The 16,473-nt window shown below is 32.8% G+C and carries 14 protein-coding genes, 1 pseudogene and 1 other annotated feature; all 15 genes and pseudogenes read left to right on the top strand.

Annotated features, from left to right (window positions below; translation table 11 throughout):
• A pseudogene (gene tuf / locus IC173_RS19485) lies at window positions 1–218 on the top strand (elongation factor Tu); the annotation flags it as partial.
• A 249-nt stretch (window positions 219–467) separates the two neighbouring features.
• A complete protein-coding gene (rpmG, locus tag IC173_RS19480) occupies window positions 468–617 on the top strand; it encodes a 50S ribosomal protein L33 (RefSeq protein WP_003421192.1) in 150 nt (49 codons plus the stop codon).
• 23 nt (window positions 618–640) lie between these two features.
• Window positions 641–862 (top strand): preprotein translocase subunit SecE, encoded by a 222-nt coding sequence (gene secE / locus IC173_RS19475; protein WP_227437053.1) that lies wholly within the window; start codon window positions 641–643, stop codon window positions 860–862.
• Window positions 863–881: 19 nt separating this feature from the next.
• Window positions 882–1,424 carry a transcription termination/antitermination protein NusG gene (gene nusG, locus IC173_RS19470; RefSeq protein WP_227856147.1) on the top strand — a complete coding sequence of 181 codons (543 nt, stop codon included), beginning with the start codon at window positions 882–884 and terminating at the stop codon, window positions 1,422–1,424.
• 39 nt (window positions 1,425–1,463) lie between these two features.
• Window positions 1,464–1,889 (top strand): 50S ribosomal protein L11, encoded by a 426-nt coding sequence (rplK, locus tag IC173_RS19465; RefSeq protein WP_227483633.1) that lies wholly within the window; start codon window positions 1,464–1,466, stop codon window positions 1,887–1,889.
• A gap of 70 nt (window positions 1,890–1,959) precedes the next feature.
• The gene (gene rplA, locus IC173_RS19460; protein ID WP_227856146.1) at window positions 1,960–2,658 is read left to right on the top strand and encodes a 50S ribosomal protein L1; all 699 of its coding nucleotides are present in this window, start codon (window positions 1,960–1,962) and stop codon (window positions 2,656–2,658) included.
• Between the two features lie 51 nt (window positions 2,659–2,709).
• Window positions 2,710–2,838: a sequence feature (ribosomal protein L10 leader region), on the top strand.
• 42 nt (window positions 2,839–2,880) lie between these two features.
• Entirely contained in the window at window positions 2,881–3,387 is a 507-nt protein-coding gene (gene rplJ, locus IC173_RS19455; RefSeq protein WP_227437047.1) for a 50S ribosomal protein L10, read from the top strand.
• A 58-nt stretch (window positions 3,388–3,445) separates the two neighbouring features.
• On the top strand, window positions 3,446–3,811 hold the full coding sequence (gene rplL, locus IC173_RS19450; protein WP_021382505.1) for a 50S ribosomal protein L7/L12: 366 nt from the start codon (window positions 3,446–3,448) through the stop codon (window positions 3,809–3,811).
• A 405-nt stretch (window positions 3,812–4,216) separates the two neighbouring features.
• The gene (locus IC173_RS19445; protein ID WP_227437045.1) at window positions 4,217–5,005 is read left to right on the top strand and encodes an SDR family NAD(P)-dependent oxidoreductase; all 789 of its coding nucleotides are present in this window, start codon (window positions 4,217–4,219) and stop codon (window positions 5,003–5,005) included.
• Window positions 5,006–5,468: 463 nt separating this feature from the next.
• Window positions 5,469–9,185 carry a DNA-directed RNA polymerase subunit beta gene (locus IC173_RS19440; protein ID WP_227483635.1) on the top strand — a complete coding sequence of 1,239 codons (3,717 nt, stop codon included), beginning with the start codon at window positions 5,469–5,471 and terminating at the stop codon, window positions 9,183–9,185.
• A 41-nt stretch (window positions 9,186–9,226) separates the two neighbouring features.
• The gene (gene rpoC, locus IC173_RS19435; protein ID WP_227437041.1) at window positions 9,227–12,712 is read left to right on the top strand and encodes a DNA-directed RNA polymerase subunit beta'; all 3,486 of its coding nucleotides are present in this window, start codon (window positions 9,227–9,229) and stop codon (window positions 12,710–12,712) included.
• Window positions 12,713–12,999: 287 nt separating this feature from the next.
• On the top strand, window positions 13,000–13,422 hold the full coding sequence (gene rpsL / locus IC173_RS19430; RefSeq protein ID WP_227437039.1) for a 30S ribosomal protein S12: 423 nt from the start codon (window positions 13,000–13,002) through the stop codon (window positions 13,420–13,422).
• A gap of 123 nt (window positions 13,423–13,545) precedes the next feature.
• Complete coding sequence (gene rpsG, locus IC173_RS19425) at window positions 13,546–14,016, top strand: 30S ribosomal protein S7 (protein WP_227437037.1); 471 nt, start codon at window positions 13,546–13,548, stop codon at window positions 14,014–14,016.
• Window positions 14,017–14,064: 48 nt separating this feature from the next.
• Window positions 14,065–16,131, top strand: coding sequence for an elongation factor G (gene fusA, locus IC173_RS19420; protein ID WP_227483636.1), 2,067 nt, complete (start codon window positions 14,065–14,067; stop codon window positions 16,129–16,131).
• Between the two features lie 91 nt (window positions 16,132–16,222).
• The coding region (locus tag IC173_RS19415) for a GTP-binding protein (protein ID WP_032512553.1) at window positions 16,223–16,473 on the top strand (251 nt) is incomplete at its 3' end.

The following is a 16,473-nucleotide window of genomic DNA, read 5'->3' as shown; positions in this document are numbered from 1 at the left end:
TCTTTGATGGATATAGACCACAATTCTATTTCAGAACAACAGATGTAACAGGAGCTTGTAAGTTACCAGATGGAATAGAAATGGTAATGCCTGGAGATAACGTAACAATGGAAGTAGACTTAATAAATTCAATAGTTGTAGAAGAAGGATTAAGATTCTCAATAAGAGAAGGTGGAAGAACAGTAGCTTCAGGCGTTGTTGCTACAATAATAGAGTAATTCTTATTATTAAACTGATGGATTAAAGAATAATAAAAAGAGGGGTTATGCTCCTCTTTTTTTAACATAGAAATACAAAAACATTGACACAGCATAGGATTTTGTGATACCTTATACAAGGTAATGATTATAGGAAGTTAATAATATCTTAAATACTGTAGATTTTTAATAAATACATATTTTAAAGATATTATATTCACATATATTAACAATATATATTATTGTATTACAAAGTTGGAGGTGTATCAGATGAGAGTTAAAGTAACTTTAGCATGTACAGAGTGTAAGCAAAGAAACTACAACACTACTAAGAATAAGAAAAATAATCCAGACAGAATAGAATTACAAAAATATTGTAGATTCTGTAAAAAGCATACAACTCATAAAGAAACAAAATAGTTTTATAAGGATGTGAGTATGGAATGGCTGCCCAAACAAATGACGGTGCAAAAACTAAAAAGAGATTCAGTTTATTTGGTTATTTAAAAGAAACTAAACAAGAATTGAAAAGAGTTACATGGCCGACAAAAAAAGAATTGTTTAAAAACACAGGTATAGTTTTAACTGTAGTTATTTCATGCACTATATTAGTATGGGGTATAGACACTATATTATCTGGTGCACTAGCGTTATTACTAAAATAGACGAAAAGAGGTAAGTTAAATGTCAGAATTACAAGAAGCAAGTTGGTATGTAGTTCATACTTATTCGGGACATGAAAATAAAGTTAAAGCTACAATAGAAAAAGCAGTTAAAACAAGAAGTATGGAAGACTGCATAAGACAAGTAGTTGTTCCAACAGAAGAAGTAGTGGAAACTACTAAAACTGGAAAAGAAAAAACTAGACAACGTAAAGTTTATCCAAGTTATGTTTTGGTTAAAATGATAATAACTGATGAATCTTGGTATGTAGTAAGAAATACTAAGGGAGTTACAGGTTTCGTTGGACCTGGTTCAAAACCAGTACCATTAAGTGAAGAAGAAGTTAAAGCTATGGGTATAGATACAACTGAACCTAAAGTAGTAAATAGTGATATTGAATTTGAAATAGGAGATACAGTAAAGGTATCTCAAGGACCATTTAGTGGACAAGTAGGAAACATAGAAGAAATTGACTTAGAAAACAGAGAAGTTAAAGTATGCATAAATGCATTTGGTAAAAGGACTCTATTTGTAATAGAGCTTGAAGGTATAGAAAAAATCTAATACTATTATTATAGAAAAATCTGAGGAGGTGCGCTCAAAATGGCTAAAAAAGTTATAGGTCAAATAAAATTACAAATACCTGCAGGAAAGGCTACTCCAGCGCCACCAGTTGGACCAGCATTAGGACAACATGGTGTTAATATAATGGGATTCACAAAAGAATTTAATGCTAAAACTGCAGATCAAGCTGGAATGATAATACCAGTTGTTATAACTGTATATCAAGATAGATCATTCAGTTTTATAACAAAAACTCCACCAGCTGCAGTTTTAATTAAAAAAGCATTAAACTTAAAATCAGGTTCTGGAGAACCAAACAAAAAGAAAGTTGCTAAAATAACTTCAGCTCAAGTAAGAGAAATAGCTGAATTAAAAATGCCTGACTTAAATGCTGCATCATTAGAAGCTGCTATGAGTATGATAGCTGGTACTGCTAGAAGCATGGGTGTCGTAGTAGAAGACTAATTAAAAGATACACTTTTTTTTATAAAGTGGGAGGCGAAAAGCCGAGATTAACCACAAGGAGGAAAATAAAATGGCTAAAAAAGGTAAAAGATATGCAGGTGCATTACAAAAAGTAGATAGAACTAAGTTCTATGATGCATCAGAAGCATTAACATTAGTTTCAGATATAGCTGGAGCTAAATTTGACGAAACAGTAGAAGCACACATTAAATTAGGTGTTGACTCAAGACATGCTGATCAACAAGTAAGAGGTGCAGTTGTATTACCTCACGGAACAGGTAAAACTAAAAGAGTTTTAGTTTTTGCTAAAGGTGAAAAAGCTAAGGAAGCTGAACAAGCTGGTGCTGATTTTGTAGGAGCTGAAGAATTAGTTCAAAAAATACAAGGTGAAAACTGGTTTGATTTTGATATAGTAGTTGCTACTCCAGACATGATGGGTGTAGTAGGTAGATTAGGTAGAGTATTAGGACCAAAAGGTTTAATGCCAAACCCTAAATCAGGAACAGTTACATTTGATGTAGCTAAAGCTATAGATGAAATAAAAGCTGGTAAAGTTGAATACAGATTAGACAAAACTAACATAATACACGTTCCAGTAGGAAAAGTATCATTTGGTGGAGAAAAATTATCTGAAAACTTTGCTACATTAATGGATGCTATAATAAAAGCTAAACCAGCTGCTGCTAAAGGACAATATTTAAGAAGTATAACTGTAGCTTCTTCAATGGGACCTGGAGTTAAAATAAACCCAGCAAGAACAGCTGAATAATAAAACTGTTGACACAGGTTGACAAAAATGTTATCATATCATTTGTCAATGTAAAAAAGAATAGATTTGCCGTAGATAGTGGGTGCGAAAGCTTAATATCCCACCGAGGTTTTAGATAAATTGAGATTACTAAAGCTTTTGATGTCTACTTTTGGCAACAAAAGCTTTTTATAATGTTGCGGTAAATACTAAGCCTATTTGGTGAAGGAGGTGCACATCTAGATGAGAAAAGCTATAGAAATTAAATCAGAAGTTGTTTCTGAAATAGTTGAAAAGTTACAAAAATCTTCTGCTGCCGTTGTTGTTGATTACAAAGGGTTAACAGTTGAAGAAGTAACTGAGTTAAGAAAACAAATGAGAGAAGCTGGTGTAGATTACAAAGTATATAAAAATACTTTAGTTAGAAGAGCAGCTAAAGAAGTTGGTATAGAGCAATTCAATGAAGAATTATTAATTGGTACTAATGCTATAGCATTTGGATATGATGATCCAGTTGCTCCAGCTAGAATATTAAAAGGATTCATGGATTCTCATCCAAAGATGAAATTAAAGATGGGTGTTGTAGAAGGTGTATTCTATGACGAAGCTAAGATTGTTGAAATGGCTAACATACCATCAAGAGAAGTTCTTATCGCTAAATTACTTGGTAGCTTAAAAGCTCCAATATCAAACTTTGCATACTTAATAGATGCAATAGCGAAAAAGGCAGAAGGTCAAGAAGAAGCTTAATTGCTTAACTAAAAAATTATAAATATTAATTTGAAAAGAAAATTCGGAGGTGCTAAAAATGACAATAGAACAAATATTAGAAGCTATAGAAAATATGAAAGTTTTAGAATTAAATGAATTAGTTAAAGCTGCTGAAGAAAAATTCGGCGTATCAGCTTCAGCTCCAGTAATGGTAGCTGGTGCAGCTGCTGGTGGACCAGCTGCTGAAGAAAAAACTGAGTTTGATGTAGTATTAGCTGAGGTTGGTTCTTCAAAAGTTGGAGTTATAAAAGCAGTTAGAGAAATAACAGGATTAGGATTAAAAGAAGCTAAAGAAGTAGTTGACAATGCTCCTAAGACAGTTAAAGAAGGAGCTTCTAAAGAAGAAGCTGATCAAATAAAAGAAAAATTAGAAGCTGCTGGAGCTAAAGTAGAAGTTAAGTAGTTTCTTTAAAAAGATACCCATTTGGGTATCTTTTTTTATTTATAAAAAATTGTGAATAGAATATTTCTATAAAATAAAAAAAATTTATATAATAGTATTAAATTAAGGGTATCATATAGTTTGTAATGAGATTTTAATTTAATACTATTAAAGAATATGTTTTTACTATGTTAAATACAGATGTTAAATTAAAATATAAACAATTATTGTAATGTGCATATATAAGGTGATATAATAAAAGACAAATTATATAAAACTACATATTGTTTTAAAAATTTACAAAAATACTTTAAAAATAAAATGTAATAAATAATTAATTAACAAATACAAATTTAAAATGAGTGAAATACTTCTAAAAATCGAAATATGTAGATTTCAAGAAATGCATTTAAGGAGGAGTTAATAATGGAAAAATTACAAGGTAAAGTTGCAGTGGTTACTGCAGCAACTAAAGGTATTGGATTAGCATCAGCTGAAATATTGGCACAAAATGGAGCAGTTGTATATTTAGCAGCTCGTTCAGAAGAATTGGCTAATGAAGTTATAGACAGAATAAGTGCAGAAGGCGGGTGTGCTAAGTTTGTTTATTTTAATGCTCGTGAAGAAGAAACGTTTACTTCAATGATAGAAGATGTAGTTAAAAAAGAAGGTAAGATAGATATACTTGTAAATAATTTTGGTTCAACAAATCCCTCACTTGATAAAGACCTTTTAACTGGAGATACAGATAATTTCTTTGATACAGTAAATACTAATTTAAAAAGTGTATATTTACCATGTAAAGCTGCTATTCCTCATATGATAAAGAATGGCAAGGGAAGTATAATAAATATATCTAGTATAGGTTCAGTATTGCCTGACCTATCTAGAATAGCTTATTGTGTATCAAAATCAGCAATCAACTCATTAACTCAAAATATAGCAACACAATATGCAAAAGACAATGTTAGATGTAATGCTGTACTTCCAGGCCTTATTGCAACCAAAGCTGCTTTAGATAATATGTCTCCAGAATTCATAAAGGAGTTCCTAAAGCATGTTCCTTTAAATCGTATAGGGAAACCAGAAGACATAGCAAAAGCTGTTTTATTCTATGCTAGTGATGATTCATCCTTTATAACAGGAGACTTACTTGAAGTAGCTGGAGGATTTGGTTTACCTACGCCACAGTTTGCAGATAATATATTAGGATAATTATAATTACTAATATAATAGTAAAAATAAAAAACTTAATTATAGTAGAAATTCTATTTTTATAAAGACTGTAGATATAATTTATGATGGAAATAGTTTAAGATTTAAAACTCCAGATTAAATTCATTTATGGTCTTTATTTTGTATATTTAACAGCTTTTGTATAAATATAATTATTTACTAGTACTTATTTATGAAATTATAATTAAATATGGGTATGGTATTAGAATGTAACTTTTTCTAGAAAATTAAACCGATAAATGAAAAAATTGGATTTTATATTGGAGAATTGTACATAATACATAATATATGCTTAAAATAATTTACAAAAAATCAAAAATAATGCATAGTTTACATATAAGATAAAAAATATATTGAAAAATACTTGACATTATGCTAAAATTATTAGATGCGTTAGAATGAACTATTGTTTTATTTTTAATTATTGAGAGGTGAAAAGTGAATGCCACATCCTGTCACGATAGGTAAAAGAACTAGAATGAGCTTTTCTAAAATTAAGGAAATAGCTGATGTGCCAAATCTTATAGAAATTCAAGTAGATTCCTATGAGTGGTTTTTAAAAGAAGGTTTAAAAGAAGTGTTTGATGATATTTCACCAATAGAAGATTATACTGGTAATCTTATATTGGAATTTGTTGACTACTCTTTAGACGATAAACCAAAGTACGATATAGAAGAGTGTAAAGAGAGAGATGCTACATATTGTGCACCTCTAAAAGTTAAGGTAAGACTTATAAATAAAGAAACAGGTGAAATAAAAGAACAAGAAGTATTTATGGGTGACTTCCCTTTAATGACAGAAAGAGGAACTTTCGTTATAAATGGGGCAGAAAGAGTTATCGTAAGTCAATTAGTTAGATCTCCTGGTGTTTACTATGCGGAAGAGAGAGATAAAACAGGTAAGAGATTAATTTCATCTACTGTAATTCCTAATAGAGGAGCATGGTTAGAATATGAAACAGATTCTAACGATGTAATATCTGTAAGAGTTGATAGAACAAGAAAACAACCAGTTACAGTTTTACTTAGAGCTTTAGGAATAGGGACAGATGCAGAAATAATTGACCTTTTAGGAGAAGACGAAAGATTATCTGCTACATTAGAAAAAGATAATACTAAAACAGTAGAGGAAGGTCTTGTTGAGATATATAAAAAATTAAGACCAGGTGAACCACCTACTGTAGAAAGTGCATCATCTTTACTAAATGCTTTATTCTTTGATCCAAAGAGATATGATTTAGCAAAAGTTGGTAGATACAAATTTAATAAAAAACTTGCTTTATGCTATAGAATTATGAATAGAATTTCAGCAGAAGACATAATAAATCCTGAAACAGGAGAAGTATTTGTAAAAGCTGGAGAAAAAATAAGCTATGAGTTAGCTAAAGATATACAAAATGCAGGTATAAATGTAGTAAATCTATTAATGGATGATGATAAGAAAGTTAGAGTTATAGGAAATAATTTTGTAGACATTAAGTCTCATATTGATTTTGACATAGATGATTTAAACATAAAAGAAAAAGTGCATTATCCAACATTAAAAGAAATTTTAGATGGATATAGTGACGAAGAAGAAATAAAAGAAGCTATAAAATCAAGAATTAAAGAACTTATACCAAAACATATATTATTAGACGATATAATAGCTTCAATAAGTTATGAATTCAATATCTTCTATAATATAGGAAATATTGATGATATAGACCATTTAGGAAATAGAAGAATAAGATCTGTAGGAGAATTATTACAAAACCAAGTTAGAATTGGTCTTTCAAGAATGGAAAGAGTCATAAAAGAAAGAATGACAGTTCAAGATATGGAAGCTATAACGCCTCAAGCGTTAGTTAACATAAGACCAGTTTCAGCTGCAATAAAAGAATTCTTCGGTAGTTCTCAGTTATCTCAGTTCATGGACCAAACAAATCCTTTATCTGAGTTAACACATAAAAGAAGACTATCAGCTCTTGGACCTGGAGGTCTTTCAAGAGAAAGAGCTGGATTCGAAGTGCGTGACGTTCACCATTCACACTACGGTAGAATGTGTCCGATAGAGACTCCAGAAGGGCCAAATATCGGTCTTATAAACTCTCTTGGAACTTATGCAAAAATAAATGAGTTTGGATTTATAGAATCACCATATAGAAAATTTGATAAAGTAACATCAACAGTTACTGATGAGATACATTATTTAACTGCTGATGAAGAAGATTTATTCGTAAGAGCTCAGGCAAATGAGCCATTAACAGACGATGGTAAATTCGTAAACCATAGAGTTGTTTGTAGAACTGTAAATGGTGCTGTTGAAATGGTTCCTGAAAGCAGAGTAGACTATATGGATATATCTCCTAAGCAGGTTGTATCTGTTGCCACTGCTATGATACCTTTCTTAGAAAATGATGACGCCAACCGTGCCCTTATGGGAGCGAACATGCAACGTCAGGCAGTGCCTCTAGTTAGAAGAGAAGCACCAATTATAGGAACTGGTATAGAATATAGAGCTGCAAAAGACTCTGGAGCAGTTGTTGTTGCTAGAAATTCTGGTATAGCAGAAAGAGTAACAGCGGATGAGATAATTATAAAAAGAGAAGATGGAAACAGAGATAGATATAATCTACTTAAGTTTAAACGTTCAAACTCAGGTACTTGTATAAATCAAACACCTATAATAACTAAAGGTGAGCAAATAGTGCAAGGAGATGTTATAGCAGACGGTCCAGCAACTGATTTAGGAGAAGTAGCACTTGGAAGAAACTGTCTTATAGCATTCATGACTTGGGAAGGTTATAACTACGAAGATGCCATATTAATAAATGAAAGATTAGTTAAAGAAGATAGATTATCAACAATTCATATAGAAGAATATGAATGTGAAGCTAGAGATACAAAACTAGGGCCAGAGGAAATAACTAGAGATATACCTAATGTTGGAGATAGTGCAATTAAGAACTTAGATGACAGAGGTATAATAAGAATAGGTGCAGAAGTAGATTCAGGAGATATACTAGTTGGTAAAGTAACTCCAAAAGGAGAAACTGAACTTACTGCTGAGGAAAGATTACTTCGTGCAATATTTGGTGAAAAGGCTAGAGAAGTTAGAGACACTTCACTTAAAGTACCTCATGGTGAATCTGGTATAATAGTTGATGTAAAAGTATTTACTAGAGAAAATGGAGATGATTTATCTCCAGGAGTAAATGAATTAGTAAGATGTTATATAGCTAAAAAGAGAAAAATAAAAGTTGGAGATAAAATGGCTGGTCGTCATGGTAATAAAGGGGTTATCTCTAGAATATTACCAGAAGAAGATATGCCATTCATGGAAAATGGAACTCCACTAGATATAATACTTAACCCACAAGGTATACCATCACGTATGAACATCGGTCAGGTTTTAGAGGTTCATTTAGGACTTGCTGCTAAGACTTTAGGATGGTATGTTGCAACATCAGTATTTGATGGTGCCAATGAGTATGATATAATGGATGCTCTTGAAGAAGCTGGATATTCTAGAGATGGTAAATTAACTTTATATGATGGTAGAACAGGTGAAACTTTTGATAATAGAATAACTGTTGGATATATGTACTACTTAAAACTACATCATTTAGTTGATGAAAAACTACATGCAAGAAGTACTGGACCATACTCATTAGTTACTCAACAGCCACTAGGTGGTAAAGCACAATTTGGTGGACAAAGATTTGGAGAGATGGAGGTTTGGGCTCTAGAAGCATATGGAGCTGCTCATATACTTCAAGAAATACTTACTGTCAAGTCTGATGATGTTGTAGGTCGTGTTAGAACTTACGAAGCCATAGTTAAAGGTGAAAACATACCTGAGCCAGGAATCCCAGAATCATTTAAGGTTCTTATAAAAGAACTTCAAAGTTTATGCTTAGATGTAAAAGTATTAACAGATGAAGATCAAGAAATAGAAGTAAGAGAATCTGTAGATGAAGATGACACAATAGGTGAATTTGAACTAGATGTTGTAAATAACATGGGAGAAGTTGAAGAAAGTAATATAATAGAAGAAATTGAAGATGATTTTACGGAAACCGTAGAAGATGAGGATATAGAGAATTTAGAAGAATTTGCTGAAGAAGATTTATTTGAAGAAGAAATAGACTTTGTTGGTGATGACTTTGATGTGTAAATTTAATTAATGTAAATCTCAAATAGAAGGGAGAGAACTCCTTGTTTGAATTAAACAATTTCGAGTCGATAAAAATAGCATTGGCTTCTCCAGAAAAAATAAGACAATGGTCTAGAGGAGAAGTTAAAAAGCCAGAAACTATAAATTACCGTACTTTAAAACCAGAAAAAGATGGTCTTTTCTGTGAAAGAATATTTGGACCACAAAAAGACTGGGAGTGCCATTGTGGTAAATATAGAAGAGTTAGATACAAAGGTGTAGTTTGTGATAGATGTGGAGTAGAAGTAACTAAATCGAAAGTAAGAAGAGAAAGAATGGGACATATAGAGCTAGCAGCTCCTATGTCTCACATCTGGTACTTTAAAGGTATACCAAGTAGAATGGGACTTTTACTTGATATGTCACCAAGATCATTGGAAAAAATACTATACTTTGCTTCATATGTAGTAGTTGATCCAGGAGAAACTGGATTGAATGAGAAGCAGTTATTGACAGAAAAAGAGTATAGAACTGCTCTTGAAAAATATGGATATACTTTTACTGTAGGTATGGGTGCTGAAGCTGTAAAGATATTGTTACAAAACATAGACTTAGAGCAACAAAGCAAAGACCTAAGAGCGGAATTAAAAGACAGTACAGGACAAAAGAAAGTTAGAACAATAAGAAGATTAGAAGTTGTAGAAGCATTTAAAAAATCTGGGAATAAACCAGAATGGATGATTTTAGATGCGATACCAGTAATACCACCAGATTTAAGACCAATGGTACAACTTGATGGTGGAAGATTTGCAACTTCAGACTTAAATGATTTATATAGAAGAGTTATAAACAGAAATAATAGACTTAAGAGATTATTAGAGCTTGGAGCTCCAGATATAATTGTAAGAAATGAAAAGAGAATGCTTCAAGAAGCAGTTGATGCATTAATAGATAATGGTAGAAGAGGTAGACCTGTAACAGGGCCTGGAAATAGACCACTTAAGTCTTTATCAGATATGTTAAAGGGTAAACAAGGTCGTTTCCGTCAAAACTTACTTGGTAAGCGTGTTGACTACTCAGGACGTTCTGTTATAGTTGTTGGACCAGAACTTAAATTCTATCAATGTGGTCTTCCAAAGAAAATGGCACTAGAACTATTTAAGCCATTTGTTATGGATAAACTAGTTAAAGAAGGATATGCACATAATATAAAAAGTGCAAAATCTATAGTAGAAAAAGTTAAGCCAGAAGTTTGGGATGTTTTAGAAGATGTTATAAAAAGCCATCCAGTTCTTCTTAACCGTGCGCCGACTCTGCATAGATTAGGTATACAAGCATTTGAACCAATCTTGGTTGAAGGTAAAGCTATAAAGCTACATCCACTTGTGTGTACAGCTTACAATGCAGACTTCGATGGTGACCAAATGGCAGTCCATGTACCTTTATCAGTAGAAGCACAAGCAGAAGCAAGATTCTTAATGCTTTCTGTAAACAACATTCTTGCTCCTAAAGATGGTTCTCCTATAACTACTCCATCTCAGGATATGGTTTTAGGTTGTTATTATCTAACAATAGAAGCACAAGATGATGCTAAAGGAACAGGAATGGTATTTAAAGACTTTAATGAGCTATTACTTGCTTATTACAATAAATCAGTTCATCTACATGCGTTAGTAAAACTAAAGGTGACTCTTGAAGATGGAAGAAGTTCATTAGTTGAAAGTACAGTTGGTAGATTTATATTTAATGAAAGCATACCTCAAGATTTAGGATTTGTAGATAGAAATGAAAACCCATTTGCTCTAGAAGTTGACTTCTTAGCAGATAAAAAATCTCTGGGTAAAATAATAGATAAGTGCTTTAGAAAACATGGAAATACAGAAACAGCGGAATTACTAGATTATATAAAATCTCTAGGATTTAAATATTCTACATTAGGTGGTATAACAGTTGCTGTTGCTGATATGAGTGTTCCAGAAGAAAAGAAAGTATTTATAGCTGAGGCAGAAGAAAAAGTTGATAAATATGAAAAAGCATACAGAAGAGGTTTAATATCTAATGAAGAAAGATATGAAAAAGTTATAGAGACATGGACAGAAACAACTGATAAGGTTACTGATGCTCTTATGGGTGGACTAGATAGATTAAACAATATATATATAATGGCACATTCAGGAGCCAGAGGTTCTAAAAACCAAATTAGACAGCTAGCAGGTATGCGTGGTCTTATGGCCAATGCATCTGGTAAAACAGTTGAGATACCAGTTAAATCTAATTTCCGTGAAGGTTTATCAGTACTTGAATACTTTACATCTTCACATGGTGCCAGAAAAGGTCTTGCCGATACAGCTATACGTACGGCTGAATCTGGATACTTAACAAGAAGACTTGTTGATGTAAGTCAGGATGTTATTGTAAGAGAAGTAGATTGCGGAACAGAAGATACTACAGAAATTTATGCTATAAAAGAAGGAAATGAAGTTATAGAAGAAATATATGATAGAATTGTAGGAAGATATACTATAGACCCTATATTAAATCCTGAAACTGGTGAAGTTATAGTTGAAGCTGATGCTATGATACAAGAAGATGAAGCAGAAACTATAGTAGATTTAGGAATTGAAAAAATTAGGATAAGAACAGTTCTTAACTGTAAAACTAATCATGGAGTTTGTTCTAAGTGCTATGGTAGAAACTTAGCTACAGGAAAAGAAGTTAATATAGGTGAAGCAGTTGGTATAATAGCAGCTCAATCTATAGGTGAGCCGGGTACTCAGCTTACAATGCGTACATTCCATACTGGAGGGGTTGCAGGAGCCGATATAACTCAAGGTCTTCCAAGGGTTGAAGAATTATTCGAAGCTAGAAAACCAAAAGGTTTAGCTGTAATAACTGAAGTATCTGGTAGAGTTGAAATAGATGAAACTGGAAAGAGAAAAGAAGTAAATGTAATACCAGAAGAAGGCGAAACTCAAACATATGTGATACCATATGGTTCTAGATTAAAAGTTAAGCAAGGACAGATATTAGAAGCTGGAGATCCTTTAACACAAGGATTTATAAATCCTCATGATATAGTAAGAGTAAAAGGTGTTAAAGGTGTTCAAGAATATATAGTTAAAGAAGTTCAAAGGGTTTATAGACTTCAAGGGGTTGATGTTAACGATAAGCATATAGAAGTTATAGTAAGACAAATGCTATCTAAAGTTAAAGTTGAAGACCCAGGAGATACAGATTTATTACCAGGTGGATATGAAGATGTATTAACATTTAATAGATGTAACGAAGAAGCTATAGCTAAAGACTTAAGACCAGCAGTTGCTAAAAGAGTATTACTTGGTATAACTAAAGCATCTCTTGCAACTGATTCATTCTTATCAGCAGCTTCATTCCAGGAAACAACAAGAGTATTAACAGAAGCTGCAATAAAAGGTAAAGAAGACCACCTAATAGGGCTTAAAGAGAATGTTATATTAGGTAAGCTAATACCAGCAGGAACAGGAATGAAGAAATATAGAAATATAGCTGTTGAAAAAATTGAAGATTAATGGCAGATAGAGTAAAGAAATCTTGACAACCATTATTTGTGGTGTTAAAATAGTAAAGTGTGTTGTTTAAAAGTACACTAAGGGCTTATATGAGCTCTTAGTGACTTTTAAATGGCAATAAACAAGAACTAAAAGCATCAAGCTAGAAAAATGCTAATATCACATATTCATGTGTTATAGACATTAAATTGTAAGTAACAAATGTTACAATCAGTCAGTATGAGTATTCATATTGATGTAGTTGGCGGTCACTGATAAGATCGAAAATTTGGAAGGAGGTGCAGATGATGCCAACAATTAACCAATTAGTTCGTAAAAGTAGAAAAGCAGTTGAAAAGAAATCTACTGCTCCAGCATTACAAAAAGGTTACAACTCTTTAAACAAGAAAGTAACTGACGCTAGTGCTCCACAAAAAAGAGGGGTTTGTACTTCAGTAAAAACAGTTACTCCTAAGAAACCTAACTCAGCTTTAAGAAAAGTTGCCAGAGTTAGATTAACTAATGGTATAGAAGTTTCTGCTTATATACCAGGAGAAGGACATAACTTACAAGAGCATAGTGTTGTTCTTATAAGAGGCGGAAGAGTAAAAGACCTTCCAGGGGTTAGATACCATATACTAAGAGGTACTTTAGATACAGCAGGTGTTGATAAGAGAAGACAATCAAGATCTAAGTATGGTGCTAAGAAACCTAAGGACGCTAAAAAATAAAAACAATTAATGATTGATTATAGTTCGGTGCTTTAAATATATAGATATTTATGGCATCACGGCATTAAATAATTTATGTCGAGTACCTATGATTTAAGTTAAATAATTAAGGAGGGAAGCGAAATGCCAAGAAAAGGTAATGTTCCAAAGAGAGAAGTTTTACCAGATCCTATGTATGGGAGTAAGGTAGTTACTAAATTAATAAATAATTTAATGGTAGACGGAAAAAAAGGAAAGTCTCAAACAATAGTTTATGATGCTTTCACAGTTATTGCTGAAAAAACAGGAGAAGATGCTTTAGAAGTATTTAATAAGGCAATGGATAATATAATGCCTGTTTTAGAAGTAAAAGCAAGAAGAGTTGGTGGGGCAAACTACCAAGTACCAATCGAAGTTAGACCTGAAAGAAGACAAACATTAGGTTTAAGATGGTTAGTAAAATATACTAGAGCTCGTGGAGAAAAAGGAATGGTTGATAAATTAGCTAAAGAAATAATGGACGCAGCTAACAACACAGGAGCTTCAGTTAAGAAAAAAGAAGATACTCATAAAATGGCAGAAGCTAATAAAGCATTTGCTCATTATAGATGGTAGGATATATAGATATCTTATAAAATTGAGGATATCATAAGGAGGATAACCATGGCTAGAAAGTTTCCTTTGGAAAGAACTAGGAATATAGGAATCATGGCTCATATAGATGCAGGGAAAACTACTACTACAGAAAGAATCCTGTTTTATACTGGGCAAACTCATAAGATAGGAGAAACTCATGAAGGGGCTTCTCAAATGGACTGGATGGAGCAAGAAAAGGAAAGAGGTATAACAATAACTTCTGCCGCTACTACTGCTTCATGGAAAGACCATAGAATAAATATAATAGATACTCCTGGACACGTGGACTTCACAGTTGAAGTTGAAAGATCTCTAAGAGTTCTTGACGGTTCAGTTGCTGTATTCTGTGCAAAAGGTGGAGTTGAACCTCAATCTGAGAATGTATGGAGACAAGCTGAAACTTATGGAGTACCTAGAATAGCTTTTGTAAATAAAATGGATATATTAGGTGCAGATTTCTACAATGTTGTAAGCATGATGAAATCTAGATTAAATTCTAATGCAGTTCCTATGCAATTACCAATAGGTAAAGAAGATTCATTTATAGGTATAATAGACTTATTAAAAATGGATGCTGTTATATACAAAGACGACTTAGGTGTTGAAATGGAAGAAACAGACATACCAGAAGATATGAAAGAATTAGCTACAGAGTGGAGAGAAAAATTAGTTGAAGCAGTAGCTGAAACTGATGAAGAGTTAATGATGAAGTATCTTGAAGGTGAAGAACCTACTATAGATGAATTAAAAGTTGCTATAAGAAAAGCTACTATAGCTTGTGAAATGAACCCAGTTTTCTGTGGTACAGCTTATAGAAACAAAGGTGTTCAGTTAGTAATAGATGCAGTTTTAGATTACTTACCAGCACCAACTGATATATCAGCTATAAAAGGTATATTGGAAGATGGAGAGGAAGCTGAAAGACATTCTTCTGATGAAGAGCCATTCTCTGCATTAGCATTCAAAATAATGACTGACCCATTTGTTGGAAAACTAGCGTTCTTCAGAGTTTACTCTGGAACATTAGAATCTGGTTCTTATGTTTTAAATGCAACTAAGAATAAGAGAGAAAGAATTGGTCGTATACTACAAATGCATGCCAATACAAGAGAAGAAATAACTAAAGTTTATGCTGGAGATATAGCAGCAGCAGTAGGATTAAAAGATACTACTACTGGAGACACATTATGTGATCCTGCTAATCCAATAATACTTGAATCTATGGAATTCCCTGAGCCAGTTATATCTGTTGCTATAGAACCAAGTTCTAAAGCAGCTCAAGAAAAAATGGGTATAGCTCTTCAAAAATTAGCTGAAGAAGACCCAACTTTCACAGTTAAAACTGACCAAGAAACAGGACAAACTATAATATCTGGTATGGGTGAATTACACTTAGAGATAATAGTAGATAGATTATTAAGAGAATTTAAAGTAGAAGCTAAAGTTGGTGCTCCACAAGTTGCATATAGAGAAACTATAACTCAACCAGTTGATGTTGAATACAAGTACTCTAAGCAATCAGGTGGTAGAGGACAATATGGTCACGTTAAGATTAGAGTTGCTCCTCAAGAGCCAGGTGAAGGATACAAATTCACAAACAAAACTGTTGGTGGATCTGTACCAAAAGAATATGTTGGTCCAGTTGACATGGGTATACAAGGAGCTATGCAATCTGGTATAGTTGCTGGATATCCAGTTGTAGACGTTGCTGTTGAGTTATATGATGGTTCTTACCATGAAGTTGACTCTTCTGAGATGGCGTTTAAGATGGCTGGTTCAATGGCATTTAAAGATGCTATGAAGAAAGGTAATGCAGTTCTTTTAGAGCCTTACTTCAAAGTAGAAGTTGTTACTCCAGAAGATTACATGGGAGATGTTATGGGTGACTTAAACTCAAGAAGAGGATTAATCCAAGGAATGGAAGCAAGAAGTGGTGCACAAGTTATAAATGCATTCGTTCCACTTTCAGAAATGTTTGGATACTCTACAGACCTAAGATCTTCAACTCAAGGTCGTGCAACTTATACAATGATATTCGATCACTATGAACAAGTTCCAGCTTCAGTTGCTAAAAAGATAGCTGAAGGAAAATAATTTAAAAATTAATTAATAATATAAATATAAAAAATAATCAGCAAGACGAGACTTGTCTCGTCTTGCACAAGATAAAGGGAGGAAATTCAAAATGGCTAAAGCTAAATACGAAAGAACAAAACCTCATGTTAATATAGGGACAATAGGACACGTTGACCACGGTAAAACTACATTAACAGCAGCAATAACAAAAACATTATATGACAGATACCAATTAGGAGAAGCAGTAGATTTCGCAAACATAGATAAAGCTCCAGAAGAAAGAGAAAGAGGAATCACAATATCAACAGCACACGTTGAGTATGAAACTCCAAACAGACACTACGCACACGTTGACTGCCC

Source organism: Clostridioides sp. ES-S-0048-02, assembly GCF_020658495.1.
Lineage (GTDB): Bacteria > Bacillota > Clostridia > Peptostreptococcales > Peptostreptococcaceae > Clostridioides.
The sequence above is the reverse complement of the archived record's forward strand: the minus strand, read 5'-3'. Positions and strand labels throughout refer to the sequence as shown.